Raw genomic sequence first — 19,087 nt, 5'->3', positions numbered from 1 at the left:
GGACCACGGCAACTCGCAACACGCTTCGGAGCCAGGGTCTGCAAAGGCGGCAAGCACGGGATCGACAGAAGATGGGGGCAAACCGGGCAACGGCGCCGGCGATGGCGCCGAGCATCACGCTTCGGCTTCGGATGCTGCGGGGACCATGAAGACGGCAGAACCAGCCACCGTGGACCACGGTAACTCGCAGCACGCTGCGCAATCTGCAGCAATCGCATCAGACGACGCACACCCGGCCAAGGCTGCGTTCGAAATCGGCGGCGCAGACCAAGGACCGGTGTTCCGGTTCGATAGCGGACCAACTCCTTCTCTCGTCGCGATAGTTGAGGTTAAAGAGTTCAATGATCCGCTCGATGGGCACGTTCCGCCCAGTCAGGAAGAGAGCCTCGGGTTCAACGCCAAGCTCGTCCCTCATGCACTGAACGGACACGCGGACGATCACGGCAATAACGGCGCGCATCAAGCCATTGTCCCTGCGCATCATGATCTGCTGATTTGAACCGCTGCATCGTCATTGACCGAAAATGGCAACTGTCACCGCAGTACAGGTCTCAGGAACACGACGCCGGATCAGCCTCATTGAGCGGAATTGTTCAGGGTTGCAGCCGTGAGAGCAGACGTTGCCGATCCTGATCGCGACGTCGCTGCTCCATCCGCATCCGTTCGAGTTCGCCTTCCGCCTTGGCTGTGTCCTCGTTCTGGCGCTTCATTTCAATGATCAGCGCCTCCTGCTCTGCGAGCCGGCGTTCTCCTTCGACGACGTCGCGCTCGATCTGCCTCAGCTCATCGTATATCGCCGTCGTGTACATCGCGGTCCTCGCGCGGCCGTGCCGCGAAGCACGCCGCAGAGTAGCTTTCGCCTCTTCCAGAGCCTTATCCGGGCCGCGCGGTGCGGCCATGACCGCAGCGCGACGCGCATGACTTTTAACTCAGCCAGCTTCGTGAACGTTCCGGCTGATGCCATTTTTTCCCGGGCTTTGTCCGGTCGAACGAAGCGCCGCGTTGTAATCATTTTGGCGGAAGCGGCTCACCTAACACGCGACTGCCTGGAACGGATCTCGTCACGGCGAAAATGCGCTCAGCTCACGGCGGCGCTTTAGCCAAGTTGCAAACAAGTGGTCGGCACAATATCGTCGATCGTCCGCCCCCACGTCTTCCGCCCCCATGTCTGACGTCCAATCTCTTCGGGAGCCAACACTATGAATTTGGTCTCAGTGCCCGGCGGGATTCATCGCCCTCCAGGGAAGGTCGATATCCCGTCTGCCTGGCAGGGAGCTGAGATGAAAGCCAATCCTGATCGATGGTTGATATCGCTTGCGGCCGGCGAGATCGCCGAGCTTGAGGGCGCGGCCGAAACATATCTTGGCAGAAACAAAAAAATCGCCGAGATCACGAAGGAAAGCTTTCCGCTTCCCCACTTCGGCAGGCATCTGGAAGAGCTTAAGACAACGCTCCTGGCTGGCCTTGGCTTCGAAGTCATGCGCGGCCTCCCGGTGGCAAAATATAATCAGGAGTTTGCCGCTACGATCTTTTGCGGAGTGGGCGCGCACCTTGGATCGGCGCGGTCTCAGAATGCAGCGGGTCACATTCTCGGTCACGTCCGTGACACCGGCGCCGATGCAAGGGATCCCAACACCCGAATTTATCAAACGTCGGAACGGCAGACATTCCACACGGATTCGGCCGACGTGGTTGGATTGTTATGCATTCGCGAGGCGATGGAGGGAGGGGATTCTCTCCTCGTCAGTACGACGACAATCTACAACGAGATGTTTGACAGACGTCCCGACCTTGCCGCTCTCTTGTTTGATCCGATCGCGACAGACCGGCGAGGCGAAGTGCCGGAGAACGAAAAGCCATATCTTGAGATTCCGGTGCTGAATTGGCATGCGGGGTTCCTGACCGGCTTCTATCAGCGCCAATATATCGATAGTGCGCAACGCTTTCCCGATGCGCCAAGACTGACGCCGGCTCACGTCGAGGCGCTCGATCTCTTTGACGCGCTCGCAAATGATCCCGCGCTGCATTTCGGCATGCGGCTTCAGCCGGGCGACATGCAGTTCGTTTACAATCATGCCTTGCTGCATGACCGGACCGGATTTCGCGATTGGTCCGATGCAGGCCAGAAGCGTCATCTGTTGCGCCTTTGGCTCAGCATGGAAGGCGACCGGCCGCTGCCCGATTGTTTCAAGCAGCGCTATGGCTCGATTGAGATCGGCAACCGTGGTGGCATCATCACCAAGGGTACCAGTTTGAACGTTCCGTTGGATTGACGTTCGAAGCATCCAGCGATGTCCGCTCTTATGCCGATATTGGTAGAGGAGCGGACATCGTTGCTGCGAAGCCTGGCACTAGATCGAGGCAGGCCATCTCGAGGCCACGGTCCGGCGCCATTTTCCTTTGCGCAACCGCGGCAAATGTCGCGATGGGCCAAAAGCGGAAGAATTTAGTTAGACAAGGGTCCGCCTTCTTTGGCCGGCCTCGTCGCGCAGGAGGCCGCTCTATCCGAGTGCTATTCAAGCCCGCCAGAAGGACTTTTTGATTTCCAGAGCGATGTCAGACCAGGACAATCCGACATCATGCAAGTCGTGGTCAGTCCATTGCGCCAATTCGCGGCGCTGCCGAACCCGTTCGCGCCAAATTTGCAGTGTGACAAACGCGCGCTTCACTGCGTCAGAAAGCTGCGAACCGTCGGACCCCACGGTCTTCGACATCCGGGCACCATACGAGGTCGATCGGCACCTCCCTTTCATCGTCAGTCCTTTGCTCGGCCAGGCCAGATCGCGACCGCACCGGCGAGCAACACAGCGGCTGAAATGAGCAGCGAGGCATGTGCGCCCGCAATGAACACGTTGTTGCCTCCGACCAGCGAGCCGAATAGGGCAACGCCAAGCACGCTGCCGGTCTGCCGCGTTGCGTTCAAAACGCCCGCGGCGATGCCGGATCGCGACTTCTCGACACTGCCGAGCAGCGTCGAGGTCAAGGACGGCACGAGCAAGCCGAGCCCGCCGCCGAGGATCACAAGCTGAGTGCCGATCGCCCCGTAGCTGGTGCCTGAGGCCATAGGCAGCAGCGCAACGCAGCCCGCGGCAGTGATCACACAAGCAAGTGCAATGGTTTGCGGCGCGCCGAGGCGCTCGCTGACCGATGCGGCGACGAGGTTGGCGGGCAGCACCATGCCCATCATGGGCACGAAAGCGAGACCCGTTGCGAACGGCGACCAGCCGTTGATTTTCTGGAAGTAGAGACTGAGCACGAAGATCAGGCCGTAGAAGGCGATGTTGAAGAGGAGCCCAACCAGAGCGGTCAGCGCAAACACGCGGTGGCGGAACAGCGAGAGTGGCAGCATCGGTTGTGGCGCGCGCGCCTCGCGCCATACGAACAGGAGTCCGATCACGGCCGCTGCCACGAAGCCCATGATGACGAGCGGATGACTCCAGCCGAGCACGCCGCCTTCGATCAGGGCGCCGGCCAGCGTGCCGAGGGTTGCAATCGCCGCGATCTGTCCCGGCAGATCGATCTCGCGCTGCGCGAGCCGCGGCGTCTCCTCGGCATAACGCCAGGCAAGCCAGAGGCCGGCGGCGCCAATCGGCAGGTTGACGAGAAAGATCGCTCGCCAGCCGACCAGCGCGATCAGCGCGCCGCCGACAAACGGCCCCGAAGTCAGTGCGACGCTCGCACCTGCGGCCCAGAAGCCGATCGCGCGGCCGCGCGCCTTCGGATCGGTATAGGCATGATTGAGCAGCGTGAGCGAGTTCGGCACCAGGATCGCTGCTGCCAGGCCCTGCACGGAGCGTGCGGCGATCAGGAATATCGCCGACGGCGCCAGCGCGCAGGCGAGCGAAGCCAACGTGAAGATCGCAAAGCCCGCGATGAATATCCGTTTGGCGCCGACGCGGTCACCGAGCGCGCCGGAGGTCAAAATGAAGGCCGCGAATGCGATGGTATAGGCGGTCACCACCCATTGCAGCTCGGCCACGCTACCGCCGAGCGAAGTGCCGATGCTGCTCAGCGCAGTATTGACGATGGTGATATCGAGCTGCACCACGCCAAGGCCGAGGCTCGTGGCAGCAAGTGCCAGCGCCGTCGCGAGAGGCGAACGGGATGACGTGTTGTCGGAGTGGGCTAGTTCCGGCTGTCTTGTATTGAACGAAGTTGTTGGCATTGATCACACTCAGTTGCCTGCGAGAATTTGACGGCCCTGATCAGCCCACTTCGCGATGGTCATTCGATACCAACCGAATACTCGGAGCCGCGGGATGATCTTTCTCCTCGTCGCGGCATTTCTTCACCGGGCCTACTGGCGTCCGGGCAACCTATGTTTCGTGATCGATCCAGTCTCGCGGAAACACTACGGTCTTGACCGAAGTATCCGTGCTTGGCACTGCGTCCTTATCGGCGTACGAGAAGGGCATGGACACGGGACCCAAAATCGCCCAAGTCGCAGCGGTCATCGGCGATCCGGCGCGCGCCAACATGCTGAGCGCGCTGATGGATGGCCGAACGTTGACCGCCTCGGAGCTCGCCTATGTGTCTGGCGTGGCGCCGCAGACAGCGAGTGGCCATCTTGCGAAACTCAGCGACGCGGGATTGCTCGCGCTCGCAAAGCGGGGCCGACGGCGATATTTCCGCCTGGCCTCTCCGCACGTCGCGCGCGTGCTAGAAGGTCTCATGGTCGTGGCGCAGGACGGCCCTGCCCGGCAGCGCAATCTCTGGCGCGGTGGAGAAACGCTCCGGCACGCGCGCACGTGCTATGACCACATGGCAGGCCGCATCGCCGTCGCAATCGCCGACCGGCTGGTCCAACAGTCGTTTATTTTTCTCGACGAGGATGGCGGGCAACTCACCGACGCCGGCCGGTCATTCTTCAATGAGTTGGGCGTCGATCTTGGCCTCGCCTCTAAGCGCCGGGTGTTCTGTCGCCCCTGTCTCGACTGGAGCGAGCGCCGGCCGCATCTGGCCGGGGCAGTCGGCGCCGCCATTCTTGATCACGCTCTCGAGCACGATTGGGTCGAGCACGTCAGGGATAGCCGAGCGCTCGTCGTAACCCCGGTTGGCGTTAGAGAACTCGCCACAAGGTTCGGCATTGAGGGCGTACCCCCGACGGACGGTCACGATGGGCGTGTTGGATCACTATCCGGAGGCCGGGTATCAGCTATAACGGTCGAGTCAGCGCCTCCCGGACGGAGGTAGTAGCGCGATTAGCCATTTTAGGCTGTGGTGACCGGAGCTAAGGCAGATGCGCTCCATTGTGGCCGTTCTGCGCCCTGCAGCGATGTCCGCTACCGCGCCATTGTTGGCGAAGAAGCGGACATCACGCGCGCCGGAGCTGTGCGCTACGATCAAACCAGGACGCGGCCTCAGCCGCGCTTACTCCTCGTCTTCGTCGTCCTCGTCTTCGTCTTCGTCGAGCTCTTCCAGTCGATCGAGGACCGCGAGCGGCAGCGTCTCGCGAAACAGATCGCCTTCCGCGCCCATCCAGAGACAGATCACGTCGTCGCCCTTCACGTCAGCGACTGTGAGCGGCTGCCCGCCGGATTTCAGCATGACGATATCGCCGGCTTTTAGTTCCATGGATGGTCCTTTCGGGTTGATTGACGGAGAAGCTAGCAAACCGGCATGACATGCCGATCACGGGCTACTCGGTCAGTGGATGTGTTGCGGTAGCGCGCATCCGCCGGCCGTGCTGCTGAAACGTCGATCAGAGAGCTTTAGGCCGGAGCGATCCCATCACGAGAGGCAATGGCGCCTGTTCGATGGATGGCGCAAGGGCTCTTCCGTCCCGTGCGTCGCGACCATGACACCATGCGCCTGTTTTGCCCGACGGAGCAACCGATTTCGTCGGATCCGCAGTTCGCGTTTTCCGCAAGTCGTTGATTTTGCTGCGGCCGTCTACTGTGCATGGGGTTGTTTTCGATGTTTTTGTTTACGCACCCTGATTGCAGTCAGCCCGGCACCAGTTCTGTCAGCGAGCGGATGATGCGGTCGGGCTTGACGATCGAGCCTTCGGGCAGGCCGTCGCCATGCACGTCGATCCAGATCGAGTAGATGCCGAGACGCTGCGGCGTCACGACTTCCCATTCCAGATTGTCGCCGATCATCCAGGTATCCTCAGCGGTGACGCCAAGCGCGTCCATCGCGTGCAGATAGGCACGCTCCTCGGGCTTGCCGAAGCCGTGTTCGCCCTCGATCTGGATGTGGTGAAAGCGATGCGCCAGCTCGAACCGCTCGACCTTGGCGCGCTGGGTGTCGGCGGCGCCGTTGGTCACCAGCGCGAGCTTGATGCCGAGCGCCTTCAATTTGTCGATCGCATCATGCGCGCCGGGGAAGACGAACATCTCCTCCTCGCGATAGGTGGTGAAGCGGTCAGCGAGGCGAATGGCGAGGTCGTCCGGCAGCGCGCGGTGACCAGCGGCCGCGAGCGCGGCAAAACCGCCCTTGACCGTGAGATGGCGGGCCTCGGCGAGCTTCATCCGCCACGAAGCGTCTGCATTGGCCCAGAAATTTTTCGCAAAGGCCAGCACCGTGGCTGCAACCAGTTGCGGCGGCAGCGGCGCCAGCTCCTCGGCGAACTCCGCTGTGATCGTGTTCCAGGCGATCTCGGGCCGCGCATAGGCCGACAGGATGGTGTCGTCCATGTCGATCAGCATGGCGCGCGGCAGCGGCCTCATTGCGGGCTTCATCGTCGTCATGGCCACTTCACCTCCGGCGGCAGCGACGACAGGATCGAATCCACATTGCCGCCGGTCTTGAGCCCGAAAATGGTGCCGCGGTCGTAGAGCAGGTTGAACTCGACATAGCGGCCGCGCCGGATCAATTGCTCCTCGCGATCCTGCGCGGTCCAGCTCGTCGCGAAATTGCGCCGCACGATGTCGGGATAGATCTTCAGGAAGGCGCGGCCGACATCCTGGGTGAAGGCGAGGTCGGCGTCCCAGTCGCCGCTGTCGTGCCAGTCGTAGAAGATGCCGCCGATGCCGCGCGCCTCTTTCCGGTGCGGCAGGTGGAAATACTCGTCGCACCACTTCTTGTACTTGTCGTAATCGGCGATGCCGTTCGGCTGGGTGCAGGCCTGTTTCATTGCGGCGTGGAAGGCGATGCTGTCGGCATCGTCCTGCGTGCGGCGGCGGTCGAGCACCGGCGTGAGATCGGCGCCGCCGCCGAACCAGGCTTTCGTCGTGACGACGAAGCGCGTGTTCATGTGCACCGCCGGCACGTGCGGATTGCGCAGATGCGCAATCAGCGAGATGCCGGAGGCCCAGAACTTCGGGTCGTCCGCCGCGCCCGGAATTTGCGCGCGAAACTCTGGTGCGAATTCGCCGTGCACGGTGGAGCAATGCACGCCGACCTTCTCGAACAGGCGGCCGGACATCATCGACATCACGCCGCCGCCGCCGGCCGCGCCGGTATGATCGGTGCGCTGCCAGGGTGTGCGTTTGAAGCGGCCGGGCTCGCCCGAATAGAGGCTTTGCGGGGCATCGTCCTCCAGCCGCTCGAAGCTCGCGCAGATGTCGTCGCGCAGGGCTTCGAACCAGGCGCGTGCGCGCGTCTTGCGGTCTTCGATCGTAGAAACGTCCATATGCAAATCCCAACGAACCGGCTCGTAGGGTGGGCAAAGGCGCACTTGCGCCGTGCCCACCATTGATCACCGTTTATCTTGAATGGTGGGCACGCTACGCTTTGCCCACCCTACGAATTTCACCCTTGCGGACCGTAATAGGTGCAGCTCTCGTTGCAACTGTCGCGGTGGATGCTGACGCGGGTGAGCTTGCCGATGTGCTGGAGCCGCTCCCAGACGAAGCGCGAGAGGTTTTCCAGCGTCGGTGTGCCCAGCGCCTCGATCTTGTTGAGGTACTTATGATCCAGAATCATGCGCACGTCCTCGATGGCGCGCTGGACCAGGCCGAGATCGACCACCATGCCAGTTTTGGGATCGGGCGTGCCGCGCAGCGTCACCTCGGCGCGAAAGGAGTGGCCGTGGATCTCTTCGCTATCAGCGCCGAATGTCGTTCCCGACAATGAGTGCGCCGCCTCGAAGCGAAACGATTTCGTCAATTCCCACATCTGTTCGAAAACCAATCCTATCTGATACCGAGCGATTTATGCGTCTGCACGCTGAGCCGCCATTGCGGATGATTCAGGCAATAGTCGATTGCGCCCGCGGTGTTTTGGGCGACTTCGGGCCCGTCCATCGGCTGCAGCGAGAAGCGTTCGAAGGCGAGGCCCGCGAAGGCCTCCGGCATGGCGAGCGGCTGCGGATAGACCAGCTTCAGCTCGTGGCCGCGCCGGATCACCAGATCGCTGCCGCCCTTCGGGCTGACGCAGATCCAGTCAAGCCCCTCGGGCGGGGCGATCGTGCCGTTGGTCTCGACGCCGATCTCGAAGCCGCGGGCATGGAGCGCGTCGACCAGCGCCGTATCGACCTGGAGCAGCGGCTCGCCGCCGGTGAGCACCACATAACGGTTATCGGTGGAGGCCGTCCATTGCGCGGCGATGGTGTCTGCGAGTTCCGCGGGCGAGCCATAGCGCCCGCCGAGCGTGCCGTCGGTGCCGACGAAATCGGTGTCGCAGAATTTGCAAATGGCCGCACTGCGGTCCGCCTCGCGCCCGCTCCAGAGGTTGCAACCGGCAAAACGGCAAAACACGGACGCGCGCCCGGCATGGGCGCCTTCGCCTTGCAGCGTCAGGAAGATTTCCTTGACCGCGTAACTCAACCGTCTCTCCTCAACATATCAAACTTGCGGGTTCCGGAGCTGCCGCAGCGCTTCGCCTGCGGCCATCGCCGCGGTCATGGCGACATTGAGCGACCGCAGCCCCGGAGCGATCGGGATCACCAGCCGCGCGTCCGCCGCCTCGACCACCGCCTCGGTGACGCCGGCGCTCTCGCGCCCGAATAGCAGGATGTCCGCCGTCTGGTAACGGAAATCGCGGTAGTCGGTCGCGCCTTTGGTGGTGAACAGCAGCAGGCGGGCGCCTTGCGCCGCGCGCCATTGCTCGAATTTCGACCAGGAGTCGTGCCTGACGATGCTGACCTGATCGAGGTAGTCCATTCCCGCCCGGCGGAAATGCCGGTCGGAGACGGGGAAGCCCGCCGGTTCGATGATGTGGGCGGCCACGCCCAGACAGGCGCAGAGCCTGAGAATCGTGCCCGTGTTCTGGGGGATGTCGGGTTGGAAAAGCGCTATCTGCATCGGCTGTGCATGGGCTGTCTCGGTTCGGTGCGGGCCGGAAATGTCTCAATAAAACATCGCTGGCCGCGGAATTCGTGCATTGCACGCTCCCGCGCCGATAGCGGGCTTGCGCTCGCCCGGCAAGGGTGCCAATAGAACGATTCTGGACTGCTGTTTTCGCCTTGTTTTGGTGGGGGCACGTGAAGTTCTGCCGCCGCGGGGGGCCGCGGGCGCCGGCAGGCTGTTCTGGGGACCTTGGGGGCTCCTGGAGCGGTTCCGCCGGCTGCATAAGAAGAAAGGGTTGGAATCGTGACGACAGCGTCTTCGGCGGACCATCCGACACGCCGTGATTTCTTATTCGTTGCAACGGGGGCAGCTGCAGCAGTAGGGGGCGCAGCCGCGCTCTGGCCCTTTATCTCCCAAATGAATCCTGATGCGTCGACCATCGCCGCCGGTGCGCCGATCGAGGTCGATCTCAGCCCGGTCGCCGAGGGGCAGGACATCAAGGTGTTCTGGCGCGGCAAGCCGATCTATATCAGCCACCGCACCAAGAAGCAGATCGACGAGGCGCGCGCCGTCAACGTGGCGAGCCTGCCCGATCCGCAGTCCGACGAGGCCCGGGTCAAGTCAGGCCATGACCAGTGGCTGGTCGTGATCGGCATCTGCACCCATCTCGGCTGCATCCCGATCGCCCATGAAGGCAATTACGACGGGTTCTTCTGCCCCTGCCATGGTTCGCAGTACGATTCGTCCGGCCGCATCCGCCAGGGGCCCGCGCCCGCGAACCTGCCGGTGCCGCCGTACCAGTTCGTTTCCGACACCAAAATCCAGATCGGCTGAGCTTCGGGCCCTCGTCCGAAGCTTCGCGCCGTCTCGTCGTACTATTTCCTCAGGATCGCATCATGAGCGGACCATCCGACTACCAGCCGAGCAATCCGGCCCTGCAATGGATCGAGCGGCGTCTGCCGATCCTCGGCCTCATGCACTCCTCCTTCGTGGTCTATCCCACCCCGCGCAACCTGAACTATTGGTGGACCTTCGGCGCCATCCTCTCCTTCATGCTGGGGATCCAGATCCTGACCGGCGTGATCCTGGCGATGCACTACACGCCGCATGCCGACCTCGCCTTCAAGTCGGTCGAGCTGCTCGTCCGTGACGTCAATTACGGCTGGCTGCTGCGCAACATGCATGCCGTCGGCGCCTCGATGTTCTTCGTCGCCGTCTATGTCCACATGCTGCGCGGCCTCTATTACGGCTCCTACAAGGAGCCGCGCGAGGTGCTCTGGATCCTCGGCGTCATCATCTACCTTCTGATGATGGCGACCGGCTTCATGGGCTACGTGCTGCCCTGGGGCCAGATGAGCTTCTGGGGCGCCACCGTCATCACCAATCTGTTCTCGGCCATCCCCTATGTCGGCGAGAGCATCGTGACGCTGTTGTGGGGCGGCTATTCGGTCGGCAACCCGACGCTGAACCGCTTCTTCTCGCTGCACTATCTATTGCCGTTCCTGATCGCGGGCGTCGTCGTGCTCCACGTCTGGGCGCTGCATGTCTCCGGCCAGAACAACCCTGATGGCGTCGAGCCCAAGACGGAGAAGGACACGGTTCCGTTCACGCCGCATGCGACCATCAAGGACATGTTTGGCGTGTCCTGCTTCATGCTGCTCTACGCCTGGTTCATCTTCTACATGCCGAACTATCTGGGTGACGCCGACAATTACATTCCGGCGAACCCGGGCGTGACGCCACCGCACATCGTGCCGGAATGGTATTACCTGCCCTTCTACGCGATCCTGCGCTCGATCCCGAACAAGCTCGCGGGCGTGATCGGGATGTTCTCGGCGATCATCATCCTGTGCTTCCTGCCCTGGCTTGATGCTGCCAAGACCAAATCGTCGAAGTACCGTCCGCTGGCCAAGCAGTTCTTCTGGATCTTCGTCGCGGTCTGCATCCTGCTCGGCTATCTCGGCGCGCAGCCGCCGGAAGGCATCTATGTGATCGCCGGCCGGGTCCTGACGTTCTGCTACTTCGCCTACTTCCTGATCGTGCTGCCGCTGCTCTCGCGCATCGAGAAGCCGCGGCCGGTGCCGAACTCGATCTCGGACGCCGTCCTGGCCAAAACCGGGAGCAGGTCGACGCCGATGGTGTCGAGCGCGATCGTGCTTGCGCTGGCGGGCGCGTTGTTTGCGGGCTCAGCCGATAGCGCGCGTGCCTCCGAAGGCAGCGACAAGCCGCCGGGCAACAAATGGTCGTTCGCCGGTCCGTTCGGCAAGTACGACCGCGGCTCATTGCAGCGCGGCCTGAAGGTCTACAAGGAAGTCTGTGCCAACTGCCACGGCCTGTCCTACGTCGCCTTCCGCAACCTCGCGGAAGCCGGCGGTCCCGGCTATTCGGTCGCGCAGGCTGCAGCCTTCGCCTCCGACTACAAGGTCAAGGACGGTCCGAACGACGCCGGCGATATGTTCGAGCGCCTGGGCCGGCCGGCGGATTATTTCCCCTCGCCATTCCCGAACGAGCAGGCCGCGCGTGCGGCGAATGGTGGCGCGGCGCCGCCGGATCTGTCGCTGATCACCAAGGCGCGCTCCTACGGCCGCGGCTTCCCCTGGTTCATTGTCGACTTCTTCACCCAATATCAGGAGCAGGGCCCGGACTACGTCTCGGCGGTGCTCCAGGGCTTTGAGGACAAGGCGCCCGAGGGTGTGACGATCCCGGAGGGGTCCTACTACAACAAGTACTTCCCGGGCCACGCCATCAAGATGCCGAAGCCGCTCAGCGACGGCCAGGTGACCTATGACGACGGCTCGCCGACCACGGTCGCGCAATACGCTAAGGACGTCACCACGTTCCTGATGTGGACCGCCGAACCGCACATGGAAGCGCGCAAGCGCCTCGGTTTCCAGGTCTTCATCTTCCTGATCATCTTCGCCGGCCTGATGTACTTCACCAAGAAGAAGGTCTGGGCCGACTCGCACTGAGCGGCCTGAGGCGAGAATGAAGAGGCCCCCGTAAGGGGGCTTTTTTGTTGGGCACGAGAGTGTGTTGTCAGGCGCGATTGCCTATCGCCCGCTCAAACGCCAAAATGCCGTCAACCGCTCCCCAAAAACTCGTCGGAGGACACCATGGGAACCGCCATCACCTTCAAGCGCCCGGACGGCAAGGACGCATCGGGCTATCTCGCCAATGCCGCGCGCGGCAACGCGCCGGGCGTGGTCGTCATCCAGGAATGGTGGGGGCTGTCGGACCAGATCAAGGGCCTCTGTGATCGCTTCGCGCTGGCCGGTTTCGATGCGCTGGCGCCCGATCTCTACAAGGGCAAGGTGGTGCCGTATCACGACACGGACGCGGCCGGCAAAGAGATGAACTCGCTCGATTTCATGGACGCCACCACGCAGACGGTGCGCGGCGCCACGCAATATCTGTCGCGCAACGGCGCCAAGGTCGGCCTGACGGGATTCTGCCTCGGCGGCGCCGTGACCATCATCGGCGCGGTGCATGTGCCGGAACTCGCCGCCGGCGTGGTGTTCTACGGCATTCCGCCCGAGCAGGCCGCCAAGCCCGCCGACGTCAAGATCCCGCTCCAGGCCCATTTCGCCAACAAGGACGATTGGTGCACGCCGGAGCTGGTCAATGGGTTCGAAAAGGCCATGAAGGCCGCCGGCAAGTCGCTGGAGCTGTTCCGCTATGACGCCGAGCACGCCTTCGTCAACGAGCAGCGCCAGGCCGTGCACGACCGCGAAGCCGCCGAGCTGGCCTGGGGCCGGGCGACGGAGTTTTTCCGCAAGAATCTGGGGTAGGTTGGGCGCCAATCGCGCTACAATTTCGGTGTCGTCCCGGCGAAGGCCGGGACCCATAACCACAACACTTTGTGGTCGGGGCGAGCTGCCACTGCGAGTCTTCGCCAAACTCAATTTTGTGGCTATGGGTCCCGGCCTTCGCCCGGACGACGGTGGAGATTGACATCACTGCCGGGCTACGGCGCAGGGCCTACCCTTGACGCCGTTCCCGCGCCATGGTGAGTATTCGCCCATGAGCACCGCCGTCCGCCCATCCCGTCTTTGGTGGCGCACCTCCTGAGAGGTGGCCGGTGCGATTTATTCTCCCAAAATCGTCTGAGGTCGCCCACGCAGTGCGGCGGCCTGATCGTTTGTCCTGTGTGGCGTTCCCTCGACAAGTTTCGTAAGAGGACCCCATGAACAGGACCGTCTTTGCCCTTCCGGCTCGAAGCGACTATGTGACCCGCGCGGGGCTTGCGATCACGCGCGTGGCGGAACAGTTTTCCGGCGGCGCCAACCGGCTCGACGATCTCGTCAACCTGCTCGACCGCCGCCGCGGCGTGGTGCTGTCCTCGGGTACGACCGTGCCCGGCCGCTACGAAAGCTTTGACCTCGGCTTCTCCGATCCGCCGCTCAAGCTCGAGACCACCAGTGTCAATTTCAAGCTGGAAGCGCTGAACGCGCGCGGGGAGGTTCTGATCGCCTTCCTCGCCGACGTCTTGCGCGAACCCTGCGTCGTGATCTCTGAGACGACGCCCACGCGCCTTGCCGGTCATATCATCCGCGGCGAAGCCCCGATCGACGAAGACCAGCGCACGCGGCGCGCCAGCGTGATGTCGCTGGTGCGCGATCTCGTCGCCGCTTTCTCCGCCAATGACGACGGGGTGCTGGGTCTGTTCGGCGCCTTTGCTTACGACCTCGTGTTCCAGATCGAGGACCTCGTGCAGAAGCGCGCACGCGAGGCCGACCAACGCGACATCGTGCTCTACGTCCCCGACCGGCTGCTCGCCTATGACCGCGCCACCGGCCGCGGCGTCGTGCTCACTTACGATTTCGCGTGGAAGGGCAAGTCCACCGCGGGCCTGCCCCACGAGACCGCCGAGAGCCCCTACCTCAAGACACCGCGCCAGGGTTTTGCCGATCACGCGCCCGGCGAATATCAGGCTACGGTCGAGACCGCGCGCGCTGCCTTTGCGCGTGGCGATCTGTTCGAGGCGGTGCCGGGGCAACTCTTTGCCGAGCCCTGCGACCGCTCGCCGGCAGAAGTGTTCCAGCGGCTCTGCGTCATCAACCCGTCGCCTTACGGCGCGCTGATGAATCTCGGCGAGGGCGAATTTCTCGTCTCGGCCTCACCGGAAATGTTCGTGCGCTCGGACGGACGCCGGGTCGAGACCTGCCCGATCTCGGGGACGATCGCGCGCGGTACCGATGCGATCGGCGATGCCGAGCAGATCCGCCAGCTCCTGAACTCCGAGAAGGACGAGTTCGAGCTCAACATGTGCACCGACGTCGACCGCAACGACAAGGCGCGCGTCTGCGTCCCCGGCACGATCAAGGTGCTGGCACGCCGGCAGATCGAGACCTATTCAAAACTCTTCCACACGGTCGACCATGTCGAAGGCATGCTGCGTCCCGGCTTCGATGCGCTCGATGCGTTCCTCACCCATGCCTGGGCCGTCACCGTCACCGGCGCGCCAAAGCTCTGGGCGATGCAGTTCGTCGAGGATCACGAGCGCTCGCCGCGCCGCTGGTATGCCGGCGCGATCGGGGCGGTGAATTTCGACGGCAGCATCAACACCGGCCTCACCATCCGCACCATCCGGATGAAGGAAGGCCTCGCGGAAGTGCGTGTCGGTGCCACCTGTTTGTTCGACTCCGATCCCGCCGCCGAGGACCGCGAATGCCAGGTCAAGGCCGCGGCCCTGTTCCAGGCGCTGCGCGGCGATCCGCCGAAGCCGCTGTCGGCCTTCGCGCCCGATGCCACCGGAAGCGGCAAGCGGGTACTGCTGATCGACCATGACGACAGCTTTGTGCATATGCTGGCCGATTACTTCCGCCAGGTCGGCGCCGACGTCACCGTGGTCCGCCATGTGCATGCGCTCGACATGCTCAAGCAGAAGCGGTGGGATTTGCTCGTGCTGTCGCCCGGCCCCGGCAGGCCCGAGGATTTCGGGATCAAGAAGACCATCGACGCAGCGCTGGAGAACAAGCTGCCGGTGTTCGGGGTCTGCCTCGGCGTCCAGGCGATCGGCGAGTATTTCGGCGGCGAGCTCGGGCAGCTCACGCATCCCGCCCACGGCCGGCCCTCGCGGGTGCAGGTGCGCGGCGGGCGGCTGATGCGCAATCTGCCGAACGAGATCGTGATCGGCCGCTATCACTCGCTTTATGTCGAGCGTGACAGCATGCCGGAGGTGCTATCCGTCACCGCCAGCACCGAGGACGGCGTCGCCATGGCGCTCGAGCACAAGACCCTGCCGGTCGCCGGCGTGCAATTCCATCCGGAATCGCTGATGTCGCTGAGCGGCGAAGTGGGCTTACGAATTGTCGAGAACGCGTTCCGCCTGGATGCGCGCGCTGATTGAGAGGCACCATGACTTTTGACCACGATCTGAAGGCGAGCGTCCGCACCATCCCGGACTACCCGAAACCCGGGATCTTGTTCCGCGACATCACCACGCTGCTCGCAGATGCGCGTGCGTTCCGCCGCGCGGTCGACGAACTCGTCAATCCCTGGGCCGGCAATAAGATCGACAAGGTCGCCGGCATGGAAGCGCGCGGCTTCATCATCGGCGGCGCGGTGGCGCACCAGGTTTCGGCCGGCTTCGTGCCGATCCGGAAAAAAGGCAAGCTGCCGCACACCACCGTGCGGATCGCTTACTCTCTCGAATACGGCATCGACGAGATGGAGATGCATGTCGACGCCATCCAGCCCGGCGAGCGCGTGATCCTGGTCGACGACCTCATCGCCACCGGCGGCACTGCGGAAGGCGCGGTGAAATTGCTGCGCCAGATCGGCGCCAATGTGGTCGCCGCCTGCTTCATCATCGACCTGCCGGACCTCGGCGGCGCCGCCAAGCTGCGCGCGATGGACGTGCCGGTGCGCACGCTGATGACGTTCGAGGGGCACTGAGCCAGGACGCCGAGGAGTATCGCCCGGGTAAATTATCGCCTAGGACCGTTGCAGGATCAGGCTGAGCTCCAGCTCGCGGAAAGCGAGATAGTTCCGCCGGGTCCACTGGTGCAGCTCGGTCGAGGCATCCTTCTCCTGGCGCAGATAGCCGGTGAAGGAGAAGTTCAGCCGGCCGATATAGGTCTTGAGAAAGCCGGGCAGCGCAGGCAGGCGGAATACCCGTCCGGCAGCCATCGCCGCCGGCAGCTCGCCGCGTATGATGTGCTCGTTGTCCACCGTGATCAGGTTAATCCGCGGGATCTGTTCGCGCAGCATCTCGTGGGCGCGGGCCGAGACGCGGTCGGTGTCGGCGACGAACAGGATCATCGGCGCGACGTGGCGGCGCGCCGCCTCTTTCAACAGGCCGATCTCCTCGGTCATCTTGAAGAACTCGTCAAAGGCGTGGAAGCCGAGGTCGATCACCTTGGCAACCCCGTCATCGACGATGACGCGATCCATCAGCTGCATCTTGCCGTAGGTGTCGATCACGTCGGCGGTCTCCGTGATCGTTGGCAGATAGTCGAGCAGCGACGGCTCCTTCAGGTTGACGTCGAAGGCCACGACGTTGCCGTTCTTGAGCAGCAAAAATTCGCTCAAAAGCCGCGCCAGCAGGGTCTTGCCGACCTGCGGGCGGGGCGAGCAAATGATGTAGAGGGGCGTCGCGGGCATCGATAGCTATATCAGTCGAACTCGGCGACCAATCCAGCCGTATCCGCCCGGCTTGCGCAACTATTTTTCGCTGTTGCGGGTCGTGGGCTTGGAGCCGACAATGTCGGTCAGCCGGATCCGGTCGAATTCGCTCCAGACGTTCGCCAGCCAATGCCGGACATAGCCGCGCAGCACGAACGAATAGTTCGCGGCCTCGTCGTTGATACCCTTGTTGGCGACGAATTTCAGGAACGGAACGGAAGACACCTCGACCTGCTCATAGGCCATTTCGTTGAGCTTGGGGATGGTTAGCTCGGTCGCATCCTTGATGCGGTGGAAGTAGGAATTATAGGTCGCCTGGTCCCACTGGAAGAACTGGGTGTCGTTGATGAAGTTCTTCACCAGGAAGTATTTGGCGCCGGTCATGAAGCCCGCGGTCTCGGCGATTTCGTCCAGAGAGGCGATCGAGGGTCCGAGGATGTGGAACACGGCAAAGGTGATCTGGCCGGCCTTGGCGGCATCGAGGAAACCGATGTCGCGCAAGGAGGCGAGCGCCGGCGAGAGCAGGCCGGCGCGGACGTCGATCACGGTGACCGACGGGCTCGTGGCGTTGAGCGTATCGAAGATCTTCATCTGATCCGACGTCGTCGTCATGTCGACGATCTCGGTGATGTCGGGGTGGAAGCGCTTCAGGGTTCCGCGCGGTGACTCTGTGTCGAAGGCGCGCGTCGGCACGTTGTTGGCGGAAAAATAATCGAGCAGGGTGCGCGATACCGTGGTCTTGCCGACCCCGCCCTTGTCCGCGCCCACCACAACCACTGCCGGCTTTGCCATTGCTGTCCCCTAACGCGCGCCCCCGATCGCGAGGTCGCAATCGGACGGGCCCCAAATCGATGTCGCAAAGATGTCCCAAGTCTGCTGTTGGGCGCGAACATGGCAGAAACAAGGGAGAATTCAATTCCGCAGGCCCCAGTTACGGCAATTCCCGAGGTTTTTCCCAATCGCGATCAATCCTTCCGCGCATGGCGTCAAATCGCGCTCAATGGCGGCCCCAAGGACCCATAGGATTTCCCAAGAGATTGCTTACCCGATTGCCTATTGGGTTGCTGCTGGCGGTTCCGGGTGCGGGCACGGGCGGCGGACTGGCCGTGCCGCCTGCGTCGTTCCAGGGACCCTGGCGCAGCGGCGGTGGGGTGTTCTGGCGGTCGGCTTGCGTGTCTGGCTCCTCGCCCTCGTCGGCGGGAGGCGGCAGCGGGCCAGGATCACGGCCGCCGGCGAACTTGACCAGCGCGTCCACCCGGGACTGCACCGAGGGGTGGGTCGCGAATAAATCGGCGAAGCCCTCGCGCGGATTGTCGACGCAGAGCTCCATCACCGCCGAGGTTGCGCCCGGCAGCTCGCCGCGGTTCTCGATCTTGCGCAGGGCCGAGATCATGGCGTCCGGGTTTTTCGTCAGCTCAACGGAGCCCGCGTCCGCGAGATATTCCCGCGAGCGCGATAGCGCGAGCTTCACCACCTGCGACAACAGCCAGGCCACCACGATCAGCACGACCGCGATGATGATCACGATCACCGCGCCGCCGCCCGAACTCTTGCTGTCGCTCGACGACGAGGACGATCGTGAGGACGAGGAGGAGCCCGACGACCACGAGCCGCCAGAGCCGGAGCTCCAGCTGAAATTCGTGAACAGGCGGAAGAAGAGTTCGCCGAAGAACCCGACCACACCCGCGATGATGACGGCGACCACCATGAGCTGCACGTCGCCGTTCTTGATATGGGTCAGCTCGTGACCCAGCACCGCCTCGATCTCCTTGTCGTCCAACGCATTGAGGAGACCGGTGGTGACGGTGATCGAATATTGCCGCGGGTTGAGGCCGGTCGCGAACGCGTTCAGCGCCGGGCTCTCCATGATCTTCAGCTTCGGCATCGTGATGCCGCGCGAGATGCAGAGATTTTCGAGCAGATTATAGAGCCGCGGCTCTTCCTGCCGGGTGACGTCGTGGCCGCCGGTCACCGCATCGATCATCGACTGGTGGAAGAAATAGGCGATCACGATCCAGGCCGCTGCCACGACGGTCGCAACCGGAGCGGCCACTTTCAGGTCATAGAAGGCACGGCTCAGATAATAGACGACGGTCTCGTCGCCATTGATGACGACTTCAGCGATCAGCGCGCCGGCATAGACCAGCACATAGACCAGCGCGAACAGGCCGGCTAGCAGCAGCATCGAACGAAACTTGTTCGAGGCGATGTGCGTGTAGAGACCATACGCGGCCATGACGCGCCTTCCTCAATGTCCGTCGTTCCGGGGCGCGCCGAAGGCGTGAACC

Annotated in this window: 19 protein-coding genes and 1 pseudogene; 8 read left to right on the top strand and 12 right to left on the bottom strand. The window is 63.1% G+C overall.

What is annotated here, in order from left to right:
• Positions 1-499: pseudogene (locus AC0L30_RS23100) on the top strand (LuxR C-terminal-related transcriptional regulator); the annotation flags it as partial.
• A 94-nt stretch (positions 500-593) separates the two neighbouring features.
• On the opposite strand, the gene AC0L30_RS23095 reads toward AC0L30_RS23100, so the two are convergent.
• Complete coding sequence (locus AC0L30_RS23095; RefSeq protein ID WP_354169712.1) at positions 594-899, bottom strand: hypothetical protein; 306 nt, start codon at positions 897-899, stop codon at positions 594-596.
• Between the two features lie 300 nt (positions 900-1,199).
• Between AC0L30_RS23095 and AC0L30_RS23090 the strand changes: the two genes are divergently transcribed.
• Complete coding sequence (locus AC0L30_RS23090) at positions 1,200-2,273, top strand: TauD/TfdA family dioxygenase (protein WP_354127388.1); 1,074 nt, start codon at positions 1,200-1,202, stop codon at positions 2,271-2,273.
• Positions 2,274-2,516: 243 nt separating this feature from the next.
• Here the strand turns inward: AC0L30_RS23090 and AC0L30_RS23085 are convergent, their stop codons facing one another.
• Both AC0L30_RS23085 and AC0L30_RS23080 read right to left on the bottom strand, forming a co-directional pair.
• On the bottom strand, positions 2,517-2,714 hold the full coding sequence (locus tag AC0L30_RS23085; protein ID WP_354127387.1) for a DUF1127 domain-containing protein: 198 nt from the start codon (positions 2,712-2,714) through the stop codon (positions 2,517-2,519).
• A 41-nt stretch (positions 2,715-2,755) separates the two neighbouring features.
• Positions 2,756-4,165: an MFS transporter gene (locus AC0L30_RS23080; protein WP_473405269.1), complete on the bottom strand. Its 1,410-nt coding sequence runs from the start codon at positions 4,163-4,165 to the stop codon at positions 2,756-2,758.
• Positions 4,166-4,413: 248 nt separating this feature from the next.
• Here AC0L30_RS23080 and AC0L30_RS23075 point away from each other — a divergent pair, with 248 nt between their 5' ends.
• Positions 4,414-5,193, top strand: a complete 780-nt coding sequence (locus tag AC0L30_RS23075; RefSeq protein WP_473405268.1) for an ArsR/SmtB family transcription factor — start codon at positions 4,414-4,416, stop codon at positions 5,191-5,193.
• A gap of 177 nt (positions 5,194-5,370) precedes the next feature.
• Here the strand turns inward: AC0L30_RS23075 and AC0L30_RS23070 are convergent, their stop codons facing one another.
• The 6 genes from AC0L30_RS23070 to AC0L30_RS23045 all read right to left on the bottom strand — a co-directional run bounded on the left by AC0L30_RS23070 (position 5,371) and on the right by AC0L30_RS23045 (position 9,188).
• Positions 5,371-5,574, bottom strand: coding sequence for a YodC family protein (locus AC0L30_RS23070; RefSeq protein WP_354169721.1), 204 nt, complete (start codon positions 5,572-5,574; stop codon positions 5,371-5,373).
• Positions 5,575-5,945: 371 nt separating this feature from the next.
• Entirely contained in the window at positions 5,946-6,692 is a 747-nt protein-coding gene (locus AC0L30_RS23065; protein WP_007595054.1) for an HAD family hydrolase, read from the bottom strand.
• Complete coding sequence (gene hemF, locus AC0L30_RS23060; protein WP_007595052.1) at positions 6,689-7,576, bottom strand: oxygen-dependent coproporphyrinogen oxidase; 888 nt, start codon at positions 7,574-7,576, stop codon at positions 6,689-6,691. Before hemF ends, AC0L30_RS23065 begins: the two co-directional genes overlap by 4 nt.
• Positions 7,577-7,695: 119 nt before the next feature.
• Positions 7,696-8,061, bottom strand: a complete 366-nt coding sequence (locus AC0L30_RS23055; RefSeq protein WP_007595049.1) for a 6-pyruvoyl trahydropterin synthase family protein — start codon at positions 8,059-8,061, stop codon at positions 7,696-7,698.
• Between the two features lie 17 nt (positions 8,062-8,078).
• Entirely contained in the window at positions 8,079-8,711 is a 633-nt protein-coding gene (queE, locus tag AC0L30_RS23050) for a 7-carboxy-7-deazaguanine synthase (protein ID WP_007595046.1), read from the bottom strand.
• 18 nt (positions 8,712-8,729) lie between these two features.
• Positions 8,730-9,188, bottom strand: coding sequence for a tRNA (cytidine(34)-2'-O)-methyltransferase (locus AC0L30_RS23045; protein WP_007595044.1), 459 nt, complete (start codon positions 9,186-9,188; stop codon positions 8,730-8,732).
• A gap of 288 nt (positions 9,189-9,476) precedes the next feature.
• Between AC0L30_RS23045 and petA the strand changes: the two genes are divergently transcribed.
• From petA to AC0L30_RS23020, 5 genes are all read left to right on the top strand, one after another.
• A complete protein-coding gene (gene petA / locus AC0L30_RS23040) occupies positions 9,477-10,007 on the top strand; it encodes a ubiquinol-cytochrome c reductase iron-sulfur subunit (protein ID WP_007595042.1) in 531 nt (176 codons plus the stop codon).
• A gap of 62 nt (positions 10,008-10,069) precedes the next feature.
• The gene (gene fbcH / locus AC0L30_RS23035) at positions 10,070-12,142 is read left to right on the top strand and encodes a cytochrome b/c1 (RefSeq protein ID WP_473405267.1); all 2,073 of its coding nucleotides are present in this window, start codon (positions 10,070-10,072) and stop codon (positions 12,140-12,142) included.
• 144 nt (positions 12,143-12,286) lie between these two features.
• Positions 12,287-12,961: a dienelactone hydrolase family protein gene (locus AC0L30_RS23030; RefSeq protein WP_473405266.1), complete on the top strand. Its 675-nt coding sequence runs from the start codon at positions 12,287-12,289 to the stop codon at positions 12,959-12,961.
• Between the two features lie 395 nt (positions 12,962-13,356).
• Positions 13,357-15,522 carry an anthranilate synthase component I gene (locus AC0L30_RS23025; RefSeq protein WP_473365984.1) on the top strand — a complete coding sequence of 722 codons (2,166 nt, stop codon included), beginning with the start codon at positions 13,357-13,359 and terminating at the stop codon, positions 15,520-15,522.
• 8 nt (positions 15,523-15,530) lie between these two features.
• Positions 15,531-16,070: an adenine phosphoribosyltransferase gene (locus AC0L30_RS23020; protein ID WP_007595035.1), complete on the top strand. Its 540-nt coding sequence runs from the start codon at positions 15,531-15,533 to the stop codon at positions 16,068-16,070.
• 39 nt (positions 16,071-16,109) lie between these two features.
• Here AC0L30_RS23020 and AC0L30_RS23015 read toward each other — a convergent pair whose 3' ends face one another.
• The 3 genes from AC0L30_RS23015 to AC0L30_RS23005 all read right to left on the bottom strand — a co-directional run bounded on the left by AC0L30_RS23015 (position 16,110) and on the right by AC0L30_RS23005 (position 19,035).
• On the bottom strand, positions 16,110-16,778 hold the full coding sequence (locus AC0L30_RS23015; RefSeq protein ID WP_007595033.1) for a hypothetical protein: 669 nt from the start codon (positions 16,776-16,778) through the stop codon (positions 16,110-16,112).
• 60 nt (positions 16,779-16,838) lie between these two features.
• The gene (locus tag AC0L30_RS23010) at positions 16,839-17,591 is read right to left on the bottom strand and encodes a P-loop NTPase family protein (protein WP_007595031.1); all 753 of its coding nucleotides are present in this window, start codon (positions 17,589-17,591) and stop codon (positions 16,839-16,841) included.
• 205 nt (positions 17,592-17,796) lie between these two features.
• Positions 17,797-19,035 (bottom strand): M48 family metallopeptidase, encoded by a 1,239-nt coding sequence (locus tag AC0L30_RS23005; RefSeq protein WP_473405265.1) that lies wholly within the window; start codon positions 19,033-19,035, stop codon positions 17,797-17,799.
• Between the last annotated feature and the right edge of the window lie 52 nt (positions 19,036-19,087).

It is taken from the genome of Bradyrhizobium sp. MI1.11 (assembly GCF_055811255.1).
The sequence above is the reverse complement of the archived record's forward strand: the minus strand, read 5'-3'. Positions and strand labels throughout refer to the sequence as shown.

Bases quoted from the DNA above. Each gene is read 5' to 3' on its own strand.
- AC0L30_RS23095 (WP_354169712.1), bottom strand. From the start codon at position 899: ATGGCCGCACCGCGCGGCCCGGATAAGGCTCTGGAAGAGGCGAAAGCT.
- AC0L30_RS23090 (WP_354127388.1), top strand. From the start codon at position 1,200: ATGAATTTGGTCTCAGTGCCCGGCGGGATTCATCGCCCTCCAGGGAAG.
- AC0L30_RS23085 (WP_354127387.1), bottom strand. From the start codon at position 2,714: ATGTCGAAGACCGTGGGGTCCGACGGTTCGCAGCTTTCTGACGCAGTG.
- AC0L30_RS23080 (WP_473405269.1), bottom strand. From the start codon at position 4,165: ATGCCAACAACTTCGTTCAATACAAGACAGCCGGAACTAGCCCACTCC.
- AC0L30_RS23075 (WP_473405268.1), top strand. From the start codon at position 4,414: ATGGACACGGGACCCAAAATCGCCCAAGTCGCAGCGGTCATCGGCGAT.
- AC0L30_RS23070 (WP_354169721.1), bottom strand. From the start codon at position 5,574: ATGGAACTAAAAGCCGGCGATATCGTCATGCTGAAATCCGGCGGGCAG.
- AC0L30_RS23065 (WP_007595054.1), bottom strand. From the start codon at position 6,692: ATGACGACGATGAAGCCCGCAATGAGGCCGCTGCCGCGCGCCATGCTG.
- hemF (WP_007595052.1), bottom strand. From the start codon at position 7,576: ATGGACGTTTCTACGATCGAAGACCGCAAGACGCGCGCACGCGCCTGG.
- AC0L30_RS23055 (WP_007595049.1), bottom strand. From the start codon at position 8,061: ATGTGGGAATTGACGAAATCGTTTCGCTTCGAGGCGGCGCACTCATTG.
- AC0L30_RS23045 (WP_007595044.1), bottom strand. From the start codon at position 9,188: ATGCAGATAGCGCTTTTCCAACCCGACATCCCCCAGAACACGGGCACG.
- fbcH (WP_473405267.1), top strand. From the start codon at position 10,070: ATGAGCGGACCATCCGACTACCAGCCGAGCAATCCGGCCCTGCAATGG.
- AC0L30_RS23030 (WP_473405266.1), top strand. From the start codon at position 12,287: ATGGGAACCGCCATCACCTTCAAGCGCCCGGACGGCAAGGACGCATCG.
- AC0L30_RS23025 (WP_473365984.1), top strand. From the start codon at position 13,357: ATGAACAGGACCGTCTTTGCCCTTCCGGCTCGAAGCGACTATGTGACC.
- AC0L30_RS23020 (WP_007595035.1), top strand. From the start codon at position 15,531: ATGACTTTTGACCACGATCTGAAGGCGAGCGTCCGCACCATCCCGGAC.
- AC0L30_RS23015 (WP_007595033.1), bottom strand. From the start codon at position 16,778: ATGCCCGCGACGCCCCTCTACATCATTTGCTCGCCCCGCCCGCAGGTC.
- AC0L30_RS23010 (WP_007595031.1), bottom strand. From the start codon at position 17,591: ATGGCAAAGCCGGCAGTGGTTGTGGTGGGCGCGGACAAGGGCGGGGTC.
- AC0L30_RS23005 (WP_473405265.1), bottom strand. From the start codon at position 19,035: ATGGCCGCGTATGGTCTCTACACGCACATCGCCTCGAACAAGTTTCGT.